Raw genomic sequence first — 21,427 nt, forward strand, 5'->3', positions numbered from 1 at the left:
TTACATCCTCGGAACCCAGTAAATTACGAGATAGAGCACGACCCATGAGACGACCACGAAGTCCCAGTAGAAGGCATTGTCCGACACGTCGCTGAAGTGGCGTCCGGTGTTGCCTTTCTTGGTGAACATGAGAACCGCGAGCACGATCGTGTCCCCGACATCGGTGAGGAGGTGTGTCGTGTGCAGGCCGAGCAGGAGCCAGACGATCGACCCGTAGGCGTTCTGGTCCCAGGAGATCCGGAGCGCGGGAAATTCCCAGATGCGCACGATCAGGGGAAGAATTCCGGCGATCGACATGACGACGATGCCGATGCGCACCTTCACAAGGTCCTGCCGCCGCGCCCAAAGATCGATCAGACGGTTGGGGACGGCGCTGGCAAGCAGAATGATCAATATTGCCGTGCCCGGCAGGAGATCGGGTGCCGGCGCTCCGATCGGCCAATGCCGCGCCTGCACAGCCAGGTAGAAATAGGTACCGATCGCCAGGGCAAAACCGGTTGCTTCAAGGGCGATGAAGGCCACCGTTCCCCACCAGATCGGGCTTGCCGATCCAAAATCATAGGTGGGCAGGTGGCTGACGTCGACGGTTGGCCGGTGTCTCATTCTTCGTCCTCCGGCTCGCCTTTCGGCCAGAACCAGCAGATAAAGCCGATCGAGACCGGTATCGCGCCCCAGACCACCGCCCATGGCGTGTATATTGAGCCCAGAAACGCGCCACCCACGGCGATGGCCGAGAGCAGCGGCCAGATCGAATTGTCGGCCGATGGCACGCGCAGTTGCGGCACCGCATCGGCGACCGTGCCGGCAAGCACTTCGCGCGCATCGACGCGCAGGCCCTCGACCACCGGGAGTATGTCGGGTTCGGCCCAGAGCGGCTCGCGATGGGTCACCACTGGCAGGCGCGAAAAATCGTAGGAAGCCGGCGGTGACGTCGTTGCCCATTCCAGTGTGCTCGCCCCCCAGGGATTGTCTCCCGCGAGGCGACCGTTGCGAAGGCTGAGCAGCATGTTCAGGACGAGAAGCGCGAAGCCGGCGAACACCACCAGCGACGAGATGCTGATGAACAGGTTCGTGCCGCCCCAGCCGCTCGCCGGCGGATAGGTGTAGACGCGCCGCGGCATGCCTTGCAAGCCAAGGATGTGCATCGGGAAGAAGGTGAGATTGAAGCCGATGAAGACAAGCCAGAAATTCCAGCGGCCGAGCCTCTCGGACAGCATGCGGCCGGTGATCTTGGGAAACCAGTAGTAGACGGCGCCGAGCAGGGGGAAGACGGCGCCTCCGACCAGCACATAGTGGAAATGTGCGACGACGAAATAGGTATCGTGCACCTGCAGGTCGAGCGGCACCGAGGCGACCATGACCCCGGTCAGCCCGCCGATCACGAAGGTGAAGATGAAGCCGAGCACGAAAAGCAGCGGCGTGGCAAAAATCGGCCGGCCGCCCCAGATCGTCGCGATCCAGCAGAAGATCTGGATGCCGCTCGGAATGGCGATCATCATCGAGGAGGCGGTGAAGAAGCTTTCGCCGAGCTGCGGCAGGCCCGTGGCGAACATATGGTGCACCCATAGTCCAAAGGATAGGAAGCCGATCGCAACCAGCGACAGCACGATCCCGAGATAGCCAAAGACCGGACGGCGCACGAAGCTCGGCAGGATAGCCGAGACGAAGCCGGTCGCGGGAATGAAGATGATATAGACCTCCGGGTGGCCGAAGAACCAGAACAGGTGCTGCCAGAGCAGTGCGTCGCCCCCCGCCGCCGGGTCGAAGAACCTGGTGCCGACCAGCCGGTCGAGGATCAGCATGGTGCTCGACACCATCACCGCGGGCATGGCGAACAATATGATGAAAGCCATGACGAGGACTGACCAGACATAGAGCGGGATGCGATCGAGCGACATGCCAGGGGCGCGCTGCTTGAACACAGTCGCGATGATCTCGACGGCGACCGCGAGTGCGGACACTTCGGTGTAGGTCACCATCTGCGCCCAGAAATCGGGGCGCTTGCCGATCCCATATTCAGGTCCGGCGAGCGGCACGTAGGAAAACCAGCCGGCATCCGCGCCGGTGTCGAAAGCGAAGGCGATCCAGATCATCAACCCACCGGAGAGATAGACCCAGTAGCTGAAGGCGTTGAGCCGCGGGAAGGCGACGTTTCGGGTGCCGATCATCAGCGGCACCAGGTAGATGGCGAACGCTTCCATGACCGGTACGGCGAACAGGAACATCATCGTCGTGCCATGCATGGTGAAGAGCTGGTTGTAGAGATCGGGGCCGATATGGCGTGCCTCCGGCGTGGCAAGCTGGAACCGCATGGCAAGTGCCGACAGGCCTGCAAGGGCGAGGAACAGGAAGGCCGTCACCATATAGCGCCGGGCGATCAGCTTGTGGTCGACCGTGACCAGCCAACCATAGAGGCCGTTCGGCGTCCGCCAGGCATGCGCCAGATAGTCGTGCAGTCTTGCCTCGTCGAGCCCGGTGTCGCGGATGCCTTTCAGGGCCGCTTCCTGTTTTCGCCTAGCCGTCTTCCTGGCAACGCCACTCATTCAAGACTTCCAAGATAGGCGACGACCGCACGAAGATCGTCGGCGCTGAGAGCAATGCGCGGCATCTTCGCGCCGGGTTTTATGGATTGCGGATCGGCGATCCACGCGGCGAGCGCGCCGGGTGTCATGGCCAGCGTGTCGGCGGCCAATGCACGCCGGTGTGCGAGATGGGTAAGGTCGGGCCCGACCGCTCCCTTGGCCGGCGTCCCCCTTATCGTGTGGCAGAGCGCGCAACCGGTGGAAAGAAAAGCCCGCTGGCCGCGGCGTTCCTCCTCGCTGGCAGGCGCGATGGCGGCGGCGTCTTGTCTGGACCGCCATGCCTCGAACGCTTCGCGGCTTTCCGCGATGATGGTGACGGCCATGTGAGCATGCTGGTAGCCGCAGAACTCGGCGCACTGGCCGCGATAGATACCAGGCCTGTCGGCAATGAGGGTGATCTCGCTCGGCCGGCCCGGAATGAGGTCCCTTTTACCGGCGAGGCTTGGCACCCAGAAGCTGTGAATGACATCGGTCGAATCGAGTTCCACCTTTACCCGTTCGCCGACGGGAAGATGGATCTCGTTCGCCGTGACAATCATGCGCGACCGATCATCGTTGGGATAGCGTATTTCCCACCACCATTGATGCCCTGTGATGCGGATGGTGAGCGTCTCCTTTCCGCCCAGCGAGGCAATGGATTTGCCGGCGAAGAAGCTCGTTATCGTCAGCGCGGCGAGAACCAGCACGGTCGCCGCGACGGCGCTTCCGACCGCGCGGCTAAACCTGTGCTCCTGATGGCTGTCGATGACCAGCGGCGGGGGTCCTGCTTGTGCCCGGCGCTGATGGAAGAGCGCCATTGCCAGGGCCAGCATGACGAGCAGCCAGGTGATGGTCGCCACCGCGCCAAAAGACCAGATGAGATCGAGAATCGCACGGGCATTCGCACCATGTGCGTGGAGTGCGGATTGCCAGCCGCTGCACCCGCTCAGGACCGGTGCCGAGACCACTGTAGACGCGAGGCCGAGCCATTTCAGGACGCCTGGAAGACGGCTGCCGGACGTGCTTCGAGCTGGACGTGCAAAGGCGGACGCAATGGGCCATTGCCGCCGTTGCCGCAGGCGGATGGACGGGCCCGTGCATCTTGCCATGTGAAATCCCCATGGATGCCAAGGCGATAACGCGAATCGCTGTAAAAGGATGCCTGGCAACGATGGCCGGCTTTTCTCCGCCATGCGATTGGCGCCGGGCCGATGCTTGCGCGCCGGGAGCGCAACCAAATGGCGGATATGTCCGTTTCTCCAGGCAAAGGCGCGGGACGCGCATCGGACGGTTCCACGCCGCGAAAGCTTAGGAACTAGCCATGAGCAACACAGACAAAACGGCCGGCGGAAATCGAAGCGTCGCAGGCAAGGACGATCACAGCCAGGACGCGACGCGCAACGACCGCCGAGGCAGGGAAGAGACGCGGCAGGAACAGGCTGCGGACAGCCATCCGGAAGAGGATCCGGCGGAGGGCTCTCGCCAAACGGTCGAGCACGAGTTGGACAGGCTGGATCGGTCGGGGCGCAGCGCCTCGCAATCCGCGGGCGAGGGCCAGGTGGAACGCGCGCGTGAGGAGCTGCGGAAGCAGGTCAGCGAAGAGACGCAATTACCGGGACGAGGTTCCGCCTGACAGCGGCTGTGGATCGCCCCGCGGTTGGCTTTTTGTTTCGATTCATCGGTGTCAGACGGCACGCAGGTCGTGTCGGGCCTGCCGCCTTCCGCTTTCCCGGATCCAGAGGGTCGCCATGAGCAGCGCCGCCCCGCCATAGATCAGGCCGGCTAGGGGAAGGTGCGGGTGAAGAGCCTCACCGCACTCTTTTCGACCGTCGGCCCCAGGCATATCCATGTCGATCTTCAAGGCGATGCGGCTCCAGCCGCATCAACGGCCAAGGCGGGCGCTGCGTTTCATTGGCGGTTGGCTTCCACAGGAACAAAAAGCTTGACCGGAGGTTCGAACCTCAATCTCGGCATCGGCACTTGGTCGGAACAATCGACATGATTTTTTCCCGTGTGGCCTCGTTGGACACGCATCTCCCATGAGTGGAGCAGCTGACGATGCCGGCCGAAGCGAGGGAAAGCGAAAAGACGGCGGCATCACACGCGCTCTCGGGCTCGGACTGATCACTGGGGCGGCTGACGACGATTGCTCGGCCATTGGCACCTATGCGAGTGCCGGAGCCCGGTTCGGGCCCGACCTTTTGTGGACGGCTCCTGTCACTCTCCCGATGATGTACATCGTCGTCTATCTCTCGTCCAAACTTGGCCAGGTGTCGGGCCGTGGTCTTTTCAAGGTCATTTCCGATTTCTATCCGCGTTGGCTGCTGTGGTCCGTGCTGGTGGGCGTGCTGATCGGCAACACGATCGAGGCAGCCGCCGACCTTGGCGCGATGTCGGCGGCTGTCGTGCTGTTCGTTCCGCTGCCTTCAAACTCGGTCGTCATCGGTGTCGCGATGATTATTTTTGCCTTGCAGATGTTCGGATCCTACAAGCTAATCCGCAACATATTCCGATGGTTGGCACTGGCCCTGCTCGCCTATGTGGTCTCCGCTGTGCTCGCCAAGCCGGATGTGGTCTCGGTGCTGCGCGGCACCTTGCTGCCGAAAATCGAGTTCAGCCGCGAATATCTGTCCATCATCGTCGCCATCATCGGCACGACGCTGTCCGCCTATCTCTACACCTGGCAGTCCAATCAGGAGGTGGAGGAGGAGATCGCCAAGGGCAGGACGAGCCTCGAAGAGCGCAAGGGAGCCACCGAGGGTGAACTCCGCCGGTCCCGGCGCGATATCCTGATCGGCATGATCTTTTCCAACCTGATCATGTATTTCATCATCCTTTCGACCGGATCGACGCTGTACGAGGCGGGGCATACCCAGATCGAAACGGCAGCGCAGGCGGCCGAAGCGCTGCGGCCGCTTGCGGGCGACGCGGCAGGAATTCTCTTTGCGGCCGGGGTGATCGGCGTCGGCTTCCTGGCGGTGCCGGTCATGACTGCCGGCGCCGCTTTCGATTTCGCGCAGGCCATGGGGTGGAAGAATGGCTTGAACGCCAAGCCCCGGCATGCGCCCAAATTCTACATCGCGACGGGAGTGATCACCCTGGTGGCGGTGGGTCTCAATTTCTTTGGCTTCAACCCGATGAAAGCCTTGGTCTGGTCCGGCATCGTGCAGGGTTTTTCGACGCCACCTCTGCTGCTTCTCATGCTCATCATGACCAACAATCGCAAGATCATGGGCGACAAGGTCAACAGCAGGGCCACCAACATTCTGGGCGGCGTGACGACCATAGCGGTCTTTGCGGCGTCCGCGGGACTGGTGGCGACCTGGTTCATGTAGTTCGCCGGCGCGGAAGGACGTTCAGGCGCAGTGGAACATCCACGGTCAACTCTCGTTGAAATGCGTGTGAGAGAAAGGGCTGTCCATGTCAAAGCTCCAAGCCGCCACTCAAGAGCATTTAGAGCAACTGAGACTCGAGGCTTCGGCTCGTTTCGCCCCGATGATGCTGCATGAGGCATTGTTGCGTCTTTCCCGGGCCTGCGGGGGTGATAGCCTTGCCCGGTTCGAGAAAGCCATGGTCGATCAGATCGAGGCGACCAAGGACGATCGAGCCGATTTCGAGGCAATCAAGGAATTCGCGATCGAACAGCTTTATGCCTGGATCAGGAACGCGAACGAATCGCCGGATAAGAAGCAACCGCTGGAAAAGATAGAGGACCGCAGAACCCCCGGCCGCTCGGAAGAGCCGCAAACGCTGGAGGATCAGCTGCAGGCCGGTCTGGAAGATTCCTTTCCCGCCAGCGACCCGCCAGCGGTGGTGTCCACCTCCATTCCAGGCGGAGCCAAGAAGCTGGTCGGAACCGACGAAGTGCTGAGAAAACAGCGGGAGGCCAAGGAGCAAGACCGCCCCTAGCCCGCACCGACTGGAATCCCGCTGGCCGAACCGCCGCTCACGGACGGGAATCCGTGCCGGTCGATAGCGTCACAGCTTGACGGCCGCTTCCCGGGCCCACAGCCGCAGCTTGCGGCAAGCCTGCACGAATGTGTTGGCGGAGGCTGCGGAGTCCAGCCGCATCAATCCCTCATCGGCATCGGCTGCGATGCCTGCCTTGGCCAGGAGAGGCGCGGCTCCCGGTGTGAGGCCGATGAATTTGCAATGCGCAAAGGCATCCGACACGAAGTCCTTCGCGGCTGCCTCCTTGACCAACAACTCGGCGCCCGGCTCGGACAGGAGCAGTACCACGGCGTCGAACAGGACCGACGGACCGCCGTCGATCATGTGTCTGGCTTCGATGTGGGTGCCGTCTGCGGCCTCGACGCCGCCCACCTTGGGCGCTATCACCTCCATGACCGCGCCTTCCGTTTCGATGGCCGAGCGAAGTTGTTCGAAAAGGGCCGTGTCGGCCCCGTCGCTCAGCAACACGCCGACCTTGCGGCCTTTGAAACTGTCGGGGCCGTTCTCGATAATGCTGAGAGCCGGAGACGGCGGCAGGTCGTCGCGCGGCGGGACGGCGGCCTCGGCGGGGTCGGGCATGTTTCGAATGCCAAGCTTGTCGGCGACTTGAGTCGCCAGCGTTTCATCTATGTTCAGCAGATGCGCCACCATGCGTTCGCGGATCGCCGGTGCCTGCACCTTGCTCAATTCGAATGTCAGCGCCATGGCGATATGGCGTTGCTCCGGCGCTGTCTGGCTGTTGAAGAATTGCCGCGCCTGGCTGTAGTGGTCGGCGAAGCTCTCCGCCCGCAGACGCACCTTCTGCCCCTCTTCGGCGTCGGCGAAAGAGCGGAAGCCGCGTTGCGGATCCTCGCGGGGACCCGAGCCCCACGAATTCGGCTCATAGTTGGCGCGGCCGACCGGGTTGTGCATGGCCATGTGCCCGTCCTGCTGAAAATGTGCGAAGGGGCATTTCGGAGCGTTGATTGGAATATGGGTGAAGTTCGGGCTGCCCAGCCGCTTCAACTGGGTGTCGAGATAAGAGAAGTTGCGGCCCTGCAGAAGCGGGTCGTTGGAGAAGTCGATCCCGGGTGGCACGTTCTGGGTCATGAATGCAACCTGCTCGGTCTCGGCGAAGAAATTGTCCGGCATACGGTCGAGCACCAGCCGCCCGACCGGGATTGGCTCAATGATCTCTTCAGGGATGATCTTCGTGGCGTCCAAGATGTCGAAGTCGAAGCTGTCGGCAAAATCCTGGTCGAACAATTGCACCGTCAGCTCCCATTCCGGGAAGTTTCCTGACTGGATCGCTTCCCACAGGTCGCGGCGGTGGAAGTCGGGATCGGCGCCATTGATCTTGACCGCTTCGTTCCAGATCACCGACTGCATGCCGAGTTTCGGCTTCCAGATGAATTTGACGAATGTGGATTCGTCGTCGGCATTGACGAGGCGGAACGTGTGGACGCCAAAGCCTTGCATGAAACGGAAGGAGCGCGGTATCGCTCGATCCGACATGATCCACATGACCATGTGCATCGATTCCGGCATCAGGCTGATGAAATCCCAGAAATTGTCATGTGCGGTCTGGGCCTGCGGGAAAGCCCGGTCTGGCTCCTGCTTGGCAGCATGGATGAGGTCCGGAAATTTGATGGCGTCCTGGATGAAGAACACGGGAATATTGTTGCCGACGAGGTCCCAATTGCCTTCTTTGGTATAGAGCTTGACGGCAAAGCCGCGCACGTCTCGGGCGAGGTCGAACGAGCCCTTGTTGCCGGCAACCGTCGAGAACCGCACGAAGGCAGGCGTCTTTTCGCCGGCGCGCTGGAAAATGTCGGCACGCGTGTATTTGGCCAGCGATTCATAAGTCTCGAAATAGCCATGAGCGCCGTAACCACGGGCATGCACCACCCTTTCCGGGATGCGTTCGTGATCGAAGTGGAAGATCTTGTCGCGAAAGTGGGAGTCCTCGATCAGAGACGGTCCGCGCTCGCCAATTCGCAATGTGTTCTGGTCGTCGGAGACAGGCGTTCCCAGGGCAGTCGTGAGAACAGGCGTGTCGGCTTCCGCGATCTGGTGCAATTCGCCGCCATTTCCGCGCGCGGCATTCTGATCGTGCATACGCGCCGATTTGGGAGCTGAACGGTGTGCGGATTTGGCCATGATTTTTTCCTCGATTGACGCCCGTGGGCTGACTTGGCTCAAGGCGCCGAACTGCCGGTGCATGGCTTTGTTCCCGCACAACGGCGCGTCGCGCCTATCCTAAGCCAGCGCGAACACGCTGGTGGACGGCGCGCAAGGGGGCGCGGCCGCAGCAGGATCGTTCGGCCGCATCAGAATTTTCTGGAGAGTTGTCTTCAACGCCCGGAACGATACAAACGTCCATGCATTTAGCTGGGGTCTGCATTCATACTTCTTTCTGGGAGCTGGACCATTGTCAGGCGAAGGCTATCTTTTGGCCGACCAGGAAACCCATGAAGTTTCCATCGTTGACCTGATACCCGCGCTACGGGCTTTCGCGCGCACCTTCTGCCGTATCCCCGACGATGCCGACGATCTGGTGCAGGAGACGTTGACGAAGGGCCTTGCCAACATCGACAAGTTCGAACCCGGCACGCGCATGAAGTCGTGGCTCTTCACCATCATGCGCAACACCTACTACACCCGGGTCAAGGTCGCGGCCAGGGAAGCGCCTGGCCTGCTCGACTGCGCGTCCTCGAGGCCGATTTCGGAAGCCACACAGGAATGGACCGTTCAGAGCAAGGAAGTTCACGGCGCCATCCAGAGGCTCCCTGAACACCAGCGCGAGGTGCTGATGCTGATCGGCGTCCTAGGTGTCAGCTATGAGGAGACGGCCGAGATATGTGGCTGTGCGGTGGGAACGGTCAAAAGCCGGCTCAACCGTGCCCGCGCCGCCGTTCTTGAGTTCCTGGGGGAGAGTTCGCTGCAGACGCTGATGGAAAGACGAAATCATCTGTCGGACGGGCAGATCGATATTGATGCCGACAACCGCAGATAGTCAGTTCTTTATGTCGCGCCGGCGTTTCGCAAGGAGCGCGTTTTGCAGTTCGATCGCCAGTCTGGTCAAGCGATCAGGAACCTTTTCCTGCTCGATCGCGATCAGCAGAGAGGCAATCTCCTGATCCATCGCCATTCCTGCGCGCGGGTCCATTCTATCATCGCTCGAACGAGACATCGTATTCCCTGGCTGGATGGATGGCAGTCCGTCATCCTATTGTGATGACAAGCAACCGCCATTACAAGGAGATGCCCGGTGCCGAAACCGTTGCCGGCAGCCCTTGCACAGGTTTTTCTTCCACTCTCGATTGCCGAGGTCACAGATCCACTGCGGCGCTTTCAGTCCTTCGGCAATCGATTTGCGGCATGATCCTGATATTGATCGGACTTGATCTGATTGCCGTCCAGGCCGCGTTCCTCGCTGTGCTGCTTCTTGTCCCTGTTGGATAAAACGGCATTCTCTTCGATTTTGTCCTTGGCCAGTTCGGTCATTGCTCCGGCGCCGGCCCCTTTGCCGTGGCTGCCACGGCCGATATGTTTCTTGCTGCCGGATGCCATGCTGTCCTCCTTCGAATTGGCGCCGCTCTTCAGCGTCGCTGTGTTCGACGCCCGAACTGGCATTGGCTGGTAATGTTCCGTCACGCCGGCAAGCAGGAAGGCGTCGCCGTCCCACAGCCGAAACGCTTTTTCGCCATCGATGACGACCTGCAATCCGTGACGTTGCGCCAGGTGACGGATATCGGAGCGGTCCAAAAACAGTGATTCGCGATATGAGTAGTTCAGCAAGGCCAGCCTGCCCGGCCTTTTGAGGACGCGCGCAATTTCGCCGAAATGCCGCTCCGCCACGCCGGCTAGCACCAGATAGGGGAAACTGTCGACCGCCAGAACGCAGTCGAAACTCGCGTCGCCGAACTCCGCCAGATCCAGGCCTGAGGTCCGCCGCAACTCTACATTGCCAAGCGCTGCGCATTGCTCACGGGCGATCGATATCATCCTCGACGATATGTCGATACCGACGACCCGCCCACAGGATGCCGACAGCGCGCGTTCGAAACGCCCGATGCCGCAACCGATGTCCAGAATGTTGCGTCCAGCACCGGTGAAGTCTTGCGCTGTCAGCCATGCAACGATTTCGTCGGTCGTGGCTGCCAGCCTTTCCTCATCGCCAAGGGAAGCCAACTGGACACTCGCCACCCGGGAAATCGCTGCCGCGGCATCAAAGCCCGAGGCCAGCCGCGTCACGACATCTGCATCCGTCTCGTCGTCGTCGCGTTCGTGACGAACGGCAGAACCCGTTTTCTGCAACGTGGCAAAAACCTTCGATCCGCGGCGAAGCAGCCCGGCTATCTGCTGGAGCCTTTCCCTGTCTCGAGTATCGACCGGATCGATCTCCGCCACGATCTCCGCCAATTCGACTGCCCCGATGCCTGGGTGGAGATGCAGCGCCAGCCTGGCGATGACGGCCTCGGCACTGACAGCGTCCGCCATACAGTCCTCGACCGCCAGCCTGACCGCTATCCGGCGGCGCACGGATGTTGGTTCCATCGAAACCATGGTCTCATTTCCGCGTCCAAGTCCTTCGCATCGTCCACCTGTCGCCAGCGCCCCAGCCATATTTGTACGGCTCCTGGCCGCGCAGGAAGTCGAACTCGCGCGCACCTTCGCGGATCGATTCGGCGATTGCGTGGCCGACCAGGATCGCGCCTGGACTTTCCTCGGCATAGGCAGGATCGAAACCGCCAAGATAGGCATAGGCACGGCCGCGATGGTGAAATCCGTAGTAGGCGCCGATTGGCTTGCCGTCGATGGCGAGCACCCAGCGTCGGGTCAGATCTCGAGCGTCGAGCAGGGGAAGCGAGCACCTGTGGAATTGCTCGACGGCGGGGTCGGCCAGCACGCCGCCTCCGTTTCCGGCCCAGCGCGCGCCGTGCAGGCCTATCAGGTGGTCGAGGAACAGTTGAGGATCGCCTCGTGCCGGCGACAACTCGACCCGGCCGCGTCTGGATGCGGCGCGGCGCGCCCGGCGCAACTGGCGTCTGCGCCGGGCAGGGACGCAGCCCGCCAGCGTTTCATCGCCGTCGGTGGCAAGCACGGGACAAACGGCGTGGCCGACCAGTCCATCGGCTTTCAATTCGGGATGTTCGATCGCCAGACCGGCACTGCCTTGCGGCAGATCCGGCAGGATCCACTGCGACCACTCGATCGAGAGTATCTTCTCTGCAAGGGCAGTGGCGACCTGGGCCTCGCTGCCGGGCACACACAGCACGTCCAGATAGTCGCTGAGGGAAATGCCGATCGGAAGCAGTTTCGAGCCTTCCGTGCCATGTTCGAGATAGAGCGGCGCCAGGCCCACCAGATCGTTGCCGCGCCAGATGGCGACCGTCGCCAGCTCCCCCGGAGCGAATGTGCGCCACCACGGCAGCAGCCAGGCGGGACATTGAAAGGGCGTCGCCGACGAACTCTGCTCCCACAGGTTCCACCAGTGCGGCGCCAGTGCATGCAATTGCTCTGGATCGCCGATGATCTCGCTGCGCAGCATCTGCTCTTTCACCGCACCGCGGCGAGACGCCTGCGGTCGGCGCCGAGCCGGGCCAGCGCCAGATAGGCGCTCATGTAGGACGAGACCATGCGCTCGAGCGAAAACCGCCGGCGCGCCTCGCTTCGGCACGTCTCGGCATCAAGGCTGGGTGCCGCGACAATTGCTTGCGCCATCTCGTCGACATTGTTGACGATAAAGCCGGTCTTGCCGTGCTCGACCACTTCGGGAAGCGCACCATTTGGAAAGGCGATCACCGGTGTGCCGCAGGCGAGTGCTTCCATCGCGACCAGCGAACTGGTCTCGGCGGCGAGGCTCGGAACGACTAGGCAGCGTGCTGCATTGAGCAAGCGCCGCTTGGCGGCGAAGCCGAGCGGACCGAGGAAGCGGCGCCGGCCGTCGAGGCGAGGTTCGACCTCATCGCGAAAGTACTGGATATGCGTCTCGTAAGGATAGACCCGCCCGCCGATGACCAGCGGCACATCAGCCTGCCTGGCGGCATCCAATGCCAGGTGTATGCCCTTTTCCGGGCAGATGCGGCTGAGCACGACGGCGAAGTCGCCCCTGGGCCGCGGCTGGTTCAGCGCGTCGATATCGACACCATTCGGGATCGGGGCAACCAAGCTTGCGTCCGGCGGTGCGGTTCTTTGCTGGGCTGACGAGACGGCGTGAAGCCAGAGATCGTCGCGCCCTGGGCGCAGCGCCCCGGCCGGGTACCAGTCGAGCGGCAGGTGAAGCGTCACCAGGGTCGGACCGTCGGCAGGCAGGTAGGCGTCGAAGTCGATGCCATGCAGGTGAACCACGTCGATCGGCCATTGGGCGCGGGCAGCGGCGATCGCGGCGCGATGGGACTCCTGTGCCCGGTTTTTTGCTGACTGGTCGAGCACGCCGGCTTCGGCGGGCGTTTCCACCAGAATGCCGCTTGCACTGGAACCCTGGCAGCCGATGACGATGGACCGGTGACCGGCGCGGGTCAGGGCCTGATCGAGCATTGACAGCACCTGCTCGGCGCCGCCAACGGCGTTCGGTCCCACCGGCGCGAGAGGATAGGCAACATTGAGCACTGTGAGCGTCATGGCTGGTCGAGCCGGAGCGCCTCGTGAGCACGGGCGCTTGCATGCAGCCAGGTGCCGGGCTCGAAACCCAGCGGCAGCGATTCATAGTAGAGCCTGCCATCGTTGGGCAGCTTCAGGAAATCATAGGTCGGCGCCAGCCGGAAACGCTCGGTGCGGGTCGAGAACGGCGCCAGCGTCCGCTGCTGCGTCAGGTGGCTGGCCAGCATGCGCTGCTTTTGCTGAAAGGCCGCTTCGGTCAGGCAGACCTCTATGCAATCACTGCCGGTGCCGCTGGCGAAATCCTGAAATACCGGGCCGTCCGGGCCAGCCGAATAAAAGGCCATTTCGATGATGGTGGGCACGGGCCGGCGGTCACGGCGCAGAAGATGGCAGGCCGCGTGAACGGCAAAAGCGGTCGCGTCGTGGTCGGGATGGCCTCCCTCGAAAGGATGTGTGCAGACGAAGCGGATGTCGGGGTCGCAAACAAGGCAGGCGAGTTCCTGCGCGAGCGCCACGAGATTCGCCGCAGCCTCCTTGTCGGGATAGCCAAGAGCGGTCAGGCCCGATGGCGATATGCCGGCCGCGGCCAAGGCTTCCGTCAGTTCCGCACGGCGGGCATCGGCATAGTCCTGCCATGTCTCGAAACCATGCGCTTGCGCGTCGGCAAGATCGCGTGGTGCTCCGTCCGTGACATGGACGATGCGGCATGACCGCAGTCCGGCAAGATGCCCGCCGATGCCGATTGTCTCGTCGTCCGGATGCGCGACGACGACCATGAGGGCGGAGCCATGTGCTGCGTCACTGCCCGTCAACAGGGCCGCGAATTCGCCCAGGGTTGCCGATGGTTGATGCATGGGAGCCTCACGCTGCCGAGGCTCGCCGCTTCGACGTGGAAGCCACGCCGGGCGCGTAGCGGCGGATCATGGTTGCACAGAATTCGGCGAATTCCTCCGGCACCAGCGGCGGACTGGTGTGGTGAGGCATCATCCCGCGATGCTCTGGCGTGAAGCAGAAGGTGACGGTCACGTCGAAATCGGCGAGCGCTTCCATCTGTCGGTCGAACCAGTTCAATGCATTCGGCCTGAAACTGTCGGCCCAGGAAAGTCCGGTCCGCATATTGGTGACCCCGAGCCGCTTCATCCAGGCGACGGCGTCGTCCAGCCGCGGGTCCTCGAAATGAAACCACTGCACCAGCCCCATCTCGGGCGTATGGCGCAGGAATTCCTCCAGTGCCGGTTTTGGCGTGCCGTCCTGGCGCAGCAGCCCCATATGGAAGTGACGATAGTAGGAGGAGCCTTCCGCTTCGCGATGGCGCGTTGTTGCTTCCCATTCGCGCGGAAGATCATAAAGGCTGTACCACTGGATGCGCGGAGCGTTGCCGAGCAGCAATTCAGCGGTGCGCCTGAGGCCCCAGACCTGGATCTCGTCGGCGCCGAAGGTCGATACGCCAACTTCGCTGACCCAGATCGGGAGATCGGTGACGGCCGCGATCTCACCGATCTTCTGTGGCCATTCCTGGATCTGCCACAGGTTCCAGTCGAGCGGAAAGCCATGCACCGCGACGGCATCGACGTGGTCCAGCAATCTGAGTTCCTTCATGCGCGTGACGAAGCCGGGGTCGATCGGAGAGATGCCGCCGAGCACCTTGGTCAGGGCCGGGTTCTCGGACGCTATCGCATCCGCCGACAACATTGCCATGGCGGCGAATCGGCTCCAATCGGGGTCGAGCTCGGGATCCCAATGCGATTTGTTGTTGGGCTCGTTCCAGATCATCGCGGCTTCAATCATGGATCTGTCCTTTCGACGGGTAGACGGCGCCGCCGCCGGCCGGATCGCCGGCGGAACGGCAAAAATAAACCTCCTGCTCGGGGTGCAAAAAAATCTCGAAGCCGGCGCTGCGCAACATCGCTTCGGTGCAGGCGCGGTTGGGAATCCACCAATTGGTCGGATCGTCGGCATATCGATGTTCGATGAAATGCAGTTTCGGAAATTCCGGCCGCTCGAACAGGTCGTGCGTCCAGAAATGATAATTCTGCTCAAGCGCAGGCAGATCGGCGCTGCCGCGTTGCATGGACTGGAAGATCATCAGGTCGCCGGCGACATGCCCGCGGATCAGGTCGAGCGCGAGCAGGGGATGGCGCAGGTGGTAAAGAACCCCCATGAACAGCACGATGTCGAATGTCTCGCGCAGGGCGCCGACGTCATAAACCGAAAGCTTCTGGAACTCGATGTCGCAGTCCGCGATCTCGGCGGCAAAGCGCGCCTGTGCCAGATAGGCCTCGTCGAAATCGATGCCGAGGACGCGACCGGCGCCGCGCCGTTTCATTTCGATGGAATAGAAACCGGCATTGCAGCCGATATCGAGCACGGACTTGCCGGACAGGTCGGCTGGAATGGCATAGGCGAACTTGCGCCATTTGACCAGCGGGTAGTTACCGAGAAAATGGTCCGGAGCAGTTTCGACGCCGGCCAGTTCCATGTTGTGGAACCATGGGCCGAGGGCATCGATACGGCGTTGGATTTCAGCATGGGAATGCAGCATGGCTAAGCTCCTTCGCCCGGAACGGCATGCGAATGTGCCGTAGGCGCGATCATCGTGGGCCGGTGCTGTTTGGACGCAGCATCGTCGTCGAGCAGCCGAAGGGCCGCGCGATAACCGTTGAAAGTGCCGACATCGACGTAGGCGGCCCCTGCCTTCACCCCATACGCCTGACCGCCCGCCGTCAGGTAGGCGTTGATCAACGTGCCGATATATTCGTCATAGCAATCCCGCTCGCGCCAGAGTGCCGCGAGCTGGTGCAGGACATGGCCCGGCATCTTGAACGCGCCCCATATCCAGTTCGTCGCCGCGTCCTGCCGCTTGACCTGGATTTCCCGCACCCGGCCCTCCTCGTCGAGAACCACGGCATCGAAGAATTCCGGCCGATCCACCGGGAAGAGCAGGAATGACAGCCGGTCGTCCGGCAGACGGCAGAAGCCGTCTTCGGGAAACCAGATCGTATCGGGAAGCCCGATCAACACCGTCTCGTCCGGTGCGACGAGGGGTGCTGCCCGGAAGATGGCGTCGCAAAGGCCAACAGGGTTGGGTTGTACCACGAACAGAGCGGTCGCCGCTCCGTAGCCCGCGGCATAGTATTCGAGAATGTCGGATTTACCCGATCCGATGATGAAACAGACCTTGTCGACGCCGGCGCGCACCATCCGCCGCACCAGGTACTCGCTTACGGCACATGGGCGCTCTGTCTGTCCATCGATCCGGCTCCCGACCGGCAGCAGCTCTTTCGAGAAGCCGAGCGGTTGAATGCGGCTGCCGCGTCCGGCAGCGGGCACGATGCCCAACATCAGACTGCTTCCTTCATCGGTTCGCCGGCCGACCTCTGCAAGGCTTCGTTCAGGATGCGATCCAGTTCCGCCGCGCGCCGCCTGGATGTGTGTTCGTCCAGAACCCGTTCACGCGCACGGCTTCGAATTGCATCGAGCTCGTGCGATGGCAGTTTGAGCGCCGCGATCACGTCGTCTGTGTCGTACGCCAGCAGGATCTCGCTACCGGGTTCGAAGAAACTGCTGAGGCCCGGCCAGGTGTCGGTGACGATCGGCACGCCGCATGCCGCTGCTTCGAACAGCCGGCCCGAAGGGCACCACCCCTTTTGCGCCATCGCCTCGCGCGTCACATTCAGCGTCAGGCGGGACGACGAAAAGAAGGCTGGATGATCTGCCGGCGGAAGATGCCTGACGAAGAAGATGTTGTCGCTCCACGGGAATTCCTGTGGATATTGTGCACCGCCGATGATGAAGCGGTGGTCAGGCAGGAGTGCGGCCGGACGGACCAGCAGTTTCTCGACGCCGGCCTGGCGATCTGCCGCATAGGTCCCGAGATAGGACAGATCGCCCGCAAATTCCGGCCTAGGTACTGCCGGCCGGTGTTGGTCGGGATCGACATGGCCATAGAGCGGCACCACGTGGCGTGCACCGAGGACCGACTTGAGTGCATCGATTGCCGAGCCGCCCGTGTAACTCAGGACGAGATCGAAATCGGCAAGGCCCTCGGGCCCGAAATAGGGCGGGCGTTCACCTTGATCGAGGCGCGCCAGAGTGACCGGAGTGTCCAAGTCGTAAAAGACGCGCAGCCCGCGGCATGCCTGCTGCGCCAGGCGCGAAGCGTCCACGGCGTCGGGACAGTAGGAGGTAATGATGACGACGTCGGATTGCTTGATCGTCTGCTCCGCGACCCTCCGGATGTCCTCCCAGTCGGGGTAGAGCACGATATTGCCGCCATCCAGTTGATCGAGGTCCCGCGCACCGGCATAGTAGGGGGTGTTGCGCTCGAAAAAGGTGATGGACCAGCCGTGCCGGGCCAGCGCGCGGATCAGGCCACGCCACAGGGTGGCGTGGCCGTTTCCCCATGAAGACGTGACGGTGAGACCGAAAATGACCATCTGCATCCGGCAAGTCCTCGTCAGGCAAGTTCGTTCAGACGGATGAGCTTTGCTCCCCAGTCTCCGGACACGATCGTCGTGATTGAGGCGGGGTCGATATCGAAGCGAAAACTGTCGCCGACGGGCAGACCAAGCACATGGCAGATGGCTGCCTTGATCACGTCGGCATGGCTGATCAGCGCGACGCATTGATTCTGATGCCGCTCGCGAGCCTGATCCATCAGCGAGACGATACGCTGTTGGACATCCAGCATGGTTTCGCCGCTTGGGGTGCTTGCTTCCTGCCGCCGGCTGTTCCACGCCTGCCAGCCGGCATCGCCGTTCAGCTCCTCGAACGTCTTTCCCGACCAGATGCCGAAGTCGATCTCGTCGAGTTCGGCGCAGATCGCGATTTCGCCGACATTACAGGCAGTCGCGATCGGCTTGGCGGTTTCCTGCGTGCGCTCGCGTGGGCTGCACCAGATAGCGGCAATCGGCTCGCGGGCCATGCGGCGGCCAAGATGCGCCGCCTGAGCCCTGCCGGATTCGCCAAGGCGAACTCCGCCCATCCGTCCGGCCAGATAGGAGCCGACATTGTCGTGTGCCGCGTGCCGGATCAGGAAGAAGGTCGTCGTCATTCCGCGGCATCGAGCATAGGCTCGTCCCTGCCTGTGATGAATGCGAGCGTGCGCTGCCGAGCTTCGGCATCGGTGAACTGCTCAGGCGGAGACTTCATGAAATAGCTGCACGGACCGGTCAGCGCGCCGGCGATGCCGCGGTCAAGCGCCAGCTTGGCGCAGCGCACGGCGTCGATGACCACGCCGGCCGAATTGGGCGAATCCCAGACTTCCAGCTTGAGTTCGGCGTTGAGCGGCACTCCACCGAAGGTCGTGCCTTCAACCCGGATGTAGGCCCATTTGCGATCGGTGAGCCATGGCACATGGTCACTGGGGCCGACATGAATGTTGCCCGGCTCCAGGGGAACATCGAACTGGCTGGTCACGGACTGCGTCTTCGAGATCTTCTTCGATTCCAGCCGCTCGCGTTCCAGCATGTTGAGGAAATCGGTGTTGCCGCCGAAGTTCAACTGATAAGTGCGGTCGATGCGGACGCCGCGCTCGCGGAAGAGATTGGCCAGCAACCGATGCACGATTGTCGCGCCGACCTGGCTCTTGATATCGTCGCCGACCAGCGGCAGCCCGCGTTCCTCGAAACGCAGGCGCCATTCGGGCCGTGACGCGATGAAAACCGGTATGCAGTTGACGAAGGCGCAGCCGGCCTCGAGGGCGCATTCGGCATAAAAGCGCGTCGCTTCCTCCGACCCCACCGGCAGGTACGAGACGAGCACATCGGCACCGCTGTTCCGCAGGATTTCGCTGACATTGGCAACCGGCTCCGGCGCTTCCTCGATTTCCGTGCGCAGATATTTGCCGATGCCGTCCAACGTGGGGCCACGCTCCACGCGAACCCCGGTTGCAACCGCATCGGCAAAACGGAACGTGTTGTTCGGGGCGCTGTAGATCGCTTCGGCCACGTCGCACCCGACCTTGCCCTTGGCGACGTCGAACGCACAGACGACCTCGATGTCATCGACGTGGTACCCGCCGAGATCGGCGTGCATCAGCCCGGGGATCGGCTCGTTGCCTTTTGCGTCTCGGTAATAGGAAAGGCCTTGCACCAGGGAGGATGCGCAATTGCCTACACCGACGATACCGACACGAACTTTCTTCGATCCCACGAAACTGCCGTCCTGTGCTGTCCAAGGTAAGTTCCTGGGCCCGAACCGTCAGCTTGCCGGAATGTTCCTTGGCATGTGGAAAAATTGCGCGCGGCAGGATGGATCAAAGCCGCGCATGCCGCGTTGGCGCACGGCGAGCTTGGAATCGGTGGATGATCGTCTACGGCGACCACAAACGAACGGAAGACGCGCGACAGCTTCGCGAGGCTGCAAGCGAAATGGCTGAAAGCCTCGATTGCAGGCCCTGCGGCATTCAACGCCACGCTGCGCTGGTAGGGTTGTTCGTCAAGGTCTCGGAACTGGTCCAGGCACTGGCCGATGTCGAGTTCGAGGCCCGCGGCGGGGACACCCCTTCGCCGAGGCAGCGGCAAGGTGCCAAGCTGCTGGTCGGCCTTGCGGCGGAAGTGGCGAGGTCCTGGCGAAGCGGCTTCACAGTGACCGGCGCCGTCGATCCCATGCTGAGGCATATGCTGGCCGCGCTCGACTGCCGGGGCGAGGTTCTTACCGGCGCGGCCGAGGGATACGCCCATTATGCGCTCTATCCTGAAAGCTATCTCGGCGCGGGGCGGGCATCAGGCCTCGACTCGAATACATGCGTCATCGGCATCCGCAGCATTGGCCTCGGGCTTGCCGCCTTGGTCGCCGCGGCGATCGACGCGCCGGCACCCATCAGCGTGCGCCCGATCGGCCATCCTTTCCGCAGGTATGTCAACGCCGATCCGGAATTGATCGGCGCCTGGAGGGGCAAGCCGTCGGCTTGCTTCGCTGTCGTCGACGAGGGCCCCGGCCTGTCGGGCAGTTCAATGCACGCCGTCGTCGCATGGCTGCGGCGGCTGGGCATCGATAGGGATCGCATTCACCTGTTCCCGAGCCATTCCGGCGGCCCGGGTGCCGAAGCCTCTAAGGAGGTTCGTGAGACATGGTCGGGTTGCCGAAAACATGTGGCGCGGGCCTTCGAACGCACCTTCCCGGGCGGCGCGCAAATGCCGACGCTGCGCGATTGGGTGGCGGAGGCTGCCGGCAGCCCGCACTTGGCCCTGACCGAAATATCCGCTGGAGAGTGGCGAAACCTCCACTACGCCGAGGAGAGGCTCTGGCCGCCGAGTCAACGCGGCATCGAGCGGCGAAAATTCCTGGCGTCCGCGGGACGCGATCGGTGGCTCGTCAAATTTGCCGGCCTCGGTCAAACCGGGCAGCGCAAGATGCAAACCGCGGAGATGCTGCACGAAGCCGGCTTCGGACCGCAGGTCGTCGGGCTTTGTCACGGTTTTCTGGTTGAACGGTGGATCGAGGGAAAGACAATGGATCAGGCAAGCCTGTCGAGAGACAGGCTTGCCGCGGAGCTCGCACGCTATCTCGCTTGGCGTGCGGCCAATCTCAGAACTCCGGAACTGGGTGCTAGATTGCCGGAACTCGCTGAGATGGCCGTCCACAATGGCGCCGAAGCCCTGGGTGAGCGGCGCGCGGCGGAGCTGCGGAACTGGTTCTCGAAGCGTGCCCCTGCGCAAGCGCTGCCACGGGTCGAGATCGACGGAAGGCTTCACCCGTGGGAGTTTCTCGTTTCTGCCGACGGGATGTTGATCAAGACGGATGCCGTCGATCACTGCCGCGGGCATGATTTGATCGGCTGCCAGCCCATAGAATGGGACATTGCCGGCGCTCGCGTCGAACATGGATTTTCCGACAGCGAGCTAGCGACGTTGGTCCACCGCATGGAAGCCGGGGAGCGGCTCAATATCGATACCGGCCTCATTGACTATCTCGAACCTTGCTACTTGGCGTTTCAATTGGGACTCTGGAACGTTGCTGCCCGATCCGAGCATGGCCCGGAGAAGCCAAGGCTGGTAGCTGCGGCAACGCGGTACAAGAAAGGGCTGCTACGCTTCCTGGAGAGGTCCGGGCCGTGACGATCAGTCCAGTCTTCGCAGCATGTCCGCTTCGCGTTCGAGAATGGTGGCCACTTCCTCGCGCTGCAGATGCGTCATCATCAGGCTGACGCAGCACTCGAGATAGGTGATGGAGGCCCGTCGCAGAAAGGCAGCCGTCTCTCTTTCCGCAATCTGCTCGATATCCTTTGCGGATCGTTTGGGTTGCACAGGTCCGTTCTCCATAGCGGGATCTCATCGTCAAACCCCGAGCTTGCCAGGATGTTCCGCGCAATCCGCAAAAGTGCGGCA

At 62.4% G+C, this 21,427-nt stretch carries 21 protein-coding genes and 1 pseudogene; 5 read left to right on the plus strand and 17 right to left on the minus strand.

Features of this window, described 5'->3' with window-relative positions:
- From FJ942_RS00135 to coxB, 3 genes are read right to left on the minus strand one after another with little or no spacing between them, the layout of a single operon-like run.
- Positions 1 to 603, minus strand: a complete 603-nt coding sequence (locus tag FJ942_RS00135) for a cytochrome c oxidase subunit 3 (RefSeq protein ID WP_140497367.1) — start codon at positions 601 to 603, stop codon at positions 1 to 3.
- The gene (gene ctaD / locus FJ942_RS00140) at positions 600 to 2,543 is read right to left on the minus strand and encodes a cytochrome c oxidase subunit I (protein ID WP_140555688.1); all 1,944 of its coding nucleotides are present in this window, start codon (positions 2,541 to 2,543) and stop codon (positions 600 to 602) included. Before ctaD ends, FJ942_RS00135 begins: the two co-directional genes overlap by 4 nt.
- Positions 2,540 to 3,529, minus strand: a complete 990-nt coding sequence (gene coxB / locus FJ942_RS00145; RefSeq protein ID WP_348640483.1) for a cytochrome c oxidase subunit II — start codon at positions 3,527 to 3,529, stop codon at positions 2,540 to 2,542. The genes ctaD and coxB overlap by 4 nt, the downstream gene beginning before the upstream one ends.
- Positions 3,530 to 3,882: 353 nt before the next feature.
- On the opposite strand from coxB, the gene FJ942_RS00150 reads away from it, so the two are divergent.
- From FJ942_RS00150 to FJ942_RS00165, 3 genes are all read left to right on the plus strand, one after another.
- Positions 3,883 to 4,194: a hypothetical protein gene (locus FJ942_RS00150; RefSeq protein WP_140555686.1), complete on the plus strand. Its 312-nt coding sequence runs from the start codon at positions 3,883 to 3,885 to the stop codon at positions 4,192 to 4,194.
- A gap of 406 nt (positions 4,195 to 4,600) precedes the next feature.
- Positions 4,601 to 5,896, plus strand: a complete 1,296-nt coding sequence (locus tag FJ942_RS00160; RefSeq protein WP_140650311.1) for an Nramp family divalent metal transporter — start codon at positions 4,601 to 4,603, stop codon at positions 5,894 to 5,896.
- A gap of 85 nt (positions 5,897 to 5,981) precedes the next feature.
- The gene (locus FJ942_RS00165; protein WP_140497376.1) at positions 5,982 to 6,470 is read left to right on the plus strand and encodes a hypothetical protein; all 489 of its coding nucleotides are present in this window, start codon (positions 5,982 to 5,984) and stop codon (positions 6,468 to 6,470) included.
- Between the two features lie 69 nt (positions 6,471 to 6,539).
- On the opposite strand, the gene FJ942_RS00170 is transcribed toward FJ942_RS00165, so the two are convergent.
- Positions 6,540 to 8,651: a catalase gene (locus FJ942_RS00170; protein WP_140897054.1), complete on the minus strand. Its 2,112-nt coding sequence runs from the start codon at positions 8,649 to 8,651 to the stop codon at positions 6,540 to 6,542.
- Positions 8,652 to 8,943: 292 nt separating this feature from the next.
- Between FJ942_RS00170 and FJ942_RS00175 the strand changes: the two genes are divergently transcribed.
- On the plus strand, positions 8,944 to 9,507 hold the full coding sequence (locus FJ942_RS00175) for a sigma-70 family RNA polymerase sigma factor (protein WP_140555722.1): 564 nt from the start codon (positions 8,944 to 8,946) through the stop codon (positions 9,505 to 9,507).
- Here FJ942_RS00175 and FJ942_RS00180 read toward each other — a convergent pair whose 3' ends face one another.
- The 12 genes and pseudogenes from FJ942_RS00180 to FJ942_RS00230 all read right to left on the minus strand — a co-directional run bounded on the left by FJ942_RS00180 (position 9,508) and on the right by FJ942_RS00230 (position 19,250).
- Complete coding sequence (locus FJ942_RS00180) at positions 9,508 to 9,660, minus strand: hypothetical protein (protein ID WP_181165412.1); 153 nt, start codon at positions 9,658 to 9,660, stop codon at positions 9,508 to 9,510.
- Positions 9,661 to 9,845: 185 nt separating this feature from the next.
- Entirely contained in the window at positions 9,846 to 10,064 is a 219-nt protein-coding gene (locus FJ942_RS28725) for a hypothetical protein (protein WP_224519089.1), read from the minus strand.
- Positions 10,065 to 10,277: 213 nt separating this feature from the next.
- Positions 10,278 to 11,120, minus strand: a pseudogene (locus tag FJ942_RS28730) (methyltransferase domain-containing protein); the annotation flags it as partial.
- Entirely contained in the window at positions 11,065 to 12,045 is a 981-nt protein-coding gene (locus FJ942_RS00190; RefSeq protein WP_181169760.1) for a GNAT family N-acetyltransferase, read from the minus strand. The gene FJ942_RS00190 and the pseudogene FJ942_RS28730, both read right to left, overlap by 56 nt.
- 8 nt (positions 12,046 to 12,053) lie before the next feature.
- Entirely contained in the window at positions 12,054 to 13,118 is a 1,065-nt protein-coding gene (locus tag FJ942_RS00195) for a glycosyltransferase family 4 protein (RefSeq protein WP_140497386.1), read from the minus strand.
- Complete coding sequence (locus FJ942_RS00200) at positions 13,115 to 13,951, minus strand: PIG-L family deacetylase (RefSeq protein WP_140897055.1); 837 nt, start codon at positions 13,949 to 13,951, stop codon at positions 13,115 to 13,117. Before FJ942_RS00200 ends, FJ942_RS00195 begins: the two co-directional genes overlap by 4 nt.
- Before the next feature lie 7 nt (positions 13,952 to 13,958).
- Positions 13,959 to 14,885, minus strand: coding sequence for a beta-xylosidase (locus FJ942_RS00205; RefSeq protein ID WP_140497390.1), 927 nt, complete (start codon positions 14,883 to 14,885; stop codon positions 13,959 to 13,961).
- Positions 14,878 to 15,639 carry a TIGR04290 family methyltransferase gene (locus tag FJ942_RS00210; RefSeq protein ID WP_140497392.1) on the minus strand — a complete coding sequence of 254 codons (762 nt, stop codon included), beginning with the start codon at positions 15,637 to 15,639 and terminating at the stop codon, positions 14,878 to 14,880. The genes FJ942_RS00205 and FJ942_RS00210 overlap by 8 nt, the downstream gene beginning before the upstream one ends.
- A gap of 2 nt (positions 15,640 to 15,641) precedes the next feature.
- Positions 15,642 to 16,439, minus strand: a complete 798-nt coding sequence (locus tag FJ942_RS00215) for a sugar phosphate nucleotidyltransferase (RefSeq protein WP_140497394.1) — start codon at positions 16,437 to 16,439, stop codon at positions 15,642 to 15,644.
- Positions 16,439 to 17,539, minus strand: coding sequence for a glycosyltransferase (locus FJ942_RS00220; RefSeq protein ID WP_140897056.1), 1,101 nt, complete (start codon positions 17,537 to 17,539; stop codon positions 16,439 to 16,441). The genes FJ942_RS00215 and FJ942_RS00220 overlap by 1 nt, the downstream gene beginning before the upstream one ends.
- A 14-nt stretch (positions 17,540 to 17,553) precedes the next feature.
- A complete protein-coding gene (locus FJ942_RS00225; RefSeq protein ID WP_140515201.1) occupies positions 17,554 to 18,150 on the minus strand; it encodes a histidine phosphatase family protein in 597 nt (198 codons plus the stop codon).
- A complete protein-coding gene (locus FJ942_RS00230; protein WP_140515202.1) occupies positions 18,147 to 19,250 on the minus strand; it encodes an inositol-3-phosphate synthase in 1,104 nt (367 codons plus the stop codon). The genes FJ942_RS00225 and FJ942_RS00230 overlap by 4 nt, the downstream gene beginning before the upstream one ends.
- Before the next feature lie 434 nt (positions 19,251 to 19,684).
- Between FJ942_RS00230 and FJ942_RS00235 the strand changes: the two genes are divergently transcribed.
- Complete coding sequence (locus FJ942_RS00235) at positions 19,685 to 21,157, plus strand: hypothetical protein (RefSeq protein ID WP_246679622.1); 1,473 nt, start codon at positions 19,685 to 19,687, stop codon at positions 21,155 to 21,157.
- 3 nt (positions 21,158 to 21,160) lie between these two features.
- Here the strand turns inward: FJ942_RS00235 and FJ942_RS00240 are convergent, their stop codons facing one another.
- Positions 21,161 to 21,346, minus strand: coding sequence for a hypothetical protein (locus FJ942_RS00240; protein ID WP_140497402.1), 186 nt, complete (start codon positions 21,344 to 21,346; stop codon positions 21,161 to 21,163).
- Between the last annotated feature and the right edge of the window lie 81 nt (positions 21,347 to 21,427).

Source organism: Mesorhizobium sp. B2-4-2, assembly GCF_006442845.1.
GTDB lineage: Bacteria > Pseudomonadota > Alphaproteobacteria > Rhizobiales > Rhizobiaceae > Mesorhizobium.

Excerpts from the sequence above, each read along its gene's own strand:
- FJ942_RS00135 (WP_140497367.1), bottom strand. The coding sequence starts at position 603 with ATGAGACACCGGCCAACCGTCGACGTCAGCCACCTGCCCACCTATGAT.
- ctaD (WP_140555688.1), bottom strand. The coding sequence starts at position 2,543 with ATGAGTGGCGTTGCCAGGAAGACGGCTAGGCGAAAACAGGAAGCGGCC.
- FJ942_RS00150 (WP_140555686.1), top strand. The coding sequence starts at position 3,883 with ATGAGCAACACAGACAAAACGGCCGGCGGAAATCGAAGCGTCGCAGGC.
- FJ942_RS00160 (WP_140650311.1), top strand. The coding sequence starts at position 4,601 with ATGAGTGGAGCAGCTGACGATGCCGGCCGAAGCGAGGGAAAGCGAAAA.
- FJ942_RS00165 (WP_140497376.1), top strand. The coding sequence starts at position 5,982 with ATGTCAAAGCTCCAAGCCGCCACTCAAGAGCATTTAGAGCAACTGAGA.
- FJ942_RS00170 (WP_140897054.1), bottom strand. The coding sequence starts at position 8,651 with ATGGCCAAATCCGCACACCGTTCAGCTCCCAAATCGGCGCGTATGCAC.
- FJ942_RS00180 (WP_181165412.1), bottom strand. The coding sequence starts at position 9,660 with ATGGACCCGCGCGCAGGAATGGCGATGGATCAGGAGATTGCCTCTCTG.
- FJ942_RS28725 (WP_224519089.1), bottom strand. The coding sequence starts at position 10,064 with ATGGCATCCGGCAGCAAGAAACATATCGGCCGTGGCAGCCACGGCAAA.
- FJ942_RS00190 (WP_181169760.1), bottom strand. The coding sequence starts at position 12,045 with ATGCTGCGCAGCGAGATCATCGGCGATCCAGAGCAATTGCATGCACTG.
- FJ942_RS00195 (WP_140497386.1), bottom strand. The coding sequence starts at position 13,118 with ATGACGCTCACAGTGCTCAATGTTGCCTATCCTCTCGCGCCGGTGGGA.
- FJ942_RS00200 (WP_140897055.1), bottom strand. The coding sequence starts at position 13,951 with ATGCATCAACCATCGGCAACCCTGGGCGAATTCGCGGCCCTGTTGACG.
- FJ942_RS00205 (WP_140497390.1), bottom strand. The coding sequence starts at position 14,885 with ATGATTGAAGCCGCGATGATCTGGAACGAGCCCAACAACAAATCGCAT.
- FJ942_RS00210 (WP_140497392.1), bottom strand. The coding sequence starts at position 15,639 with ATGCTGCATTCCCATGCTGAAATCCAACGCCGTATCGATGCCCTCGGC.
- FJ942_RS00215 (WP_140497394.1), bottom strand. The coding sequence starts at position 16,439 with ATGTTGGGCATCGTGCCCGCTGCCGGACGCGGCAGCCGCATTCAACCG.
- FJ942_RS00220 (WP_140897056.1), bottom strand. The coding sequence starts at position 17,539 with ATGCAGATGGTCATTTTCGGTCTCACCGTCACGTCTTCATGGGGAAAC.
- FJ942_RS00225 (WP_140515201.1), bottom strand. The coding sequence starts at position 18,150 with ATGACGACGACCTTCTTCCTGATCCGGCACGCGGCACACGACAATGTC.